Raw genomic sequence first — 408 nt, forward strand, 5'->3', positions numbered from 1 at the left:
CTCAACATTGGTTCCGGCAGCAACGACAAACATAATCTGGCCATCACCCAGTTTGGCGGCGGGGCAACCCTCAGCGAGTCGTTTCCTCTGTACCTTGAAGGTACGATGGGTTACAGCCGTTACGACCCGCGCTTTGTGGTCAGCAATGGCGAACAGACGCGGAATGTGCCGACCAAATGGAACAGTCTGACCACCACCGGCGGCGTCGGTTGGGATTTTTCGCTGCACCGGGACAGCCTCGGAGGCAACCTGGTGCTGCGGCCGATCGTCAATGTGATGCTCGGTACCCTGGCCAGCGATGCGCGTATTGGTAGCTGAGCAATTGAGCGAAAAACCAACGCCGATCTGCAATTTCTCGACGGCGGTCGGTTCAACGCCTGGGGGCTGGGCGGGGCACTGATGCTGGAT

The 408-nt window shown here is 59.1% G+C and carries 1 protein-coding gene; it reads left to right on the forward strand.

The window, feature by feature from the left end:
• Positions 1-318 (forward strand): autotransporter domain-containing protein (locus M3600_RS28635; protein ID WP_251648595.1); only part of this gene is annotated, 318 nt, incomplete at its 5' end.
• Positions 319-408 lie beyond the last annotated feature (90 nt).

Source organism: Niallia sp. MER 6, assembly GCF_023714395.1.
Lineage (GTDB): Bacteria > Bacillota > Bacilli > Bacillales > Cytobacillaceae > Niallia.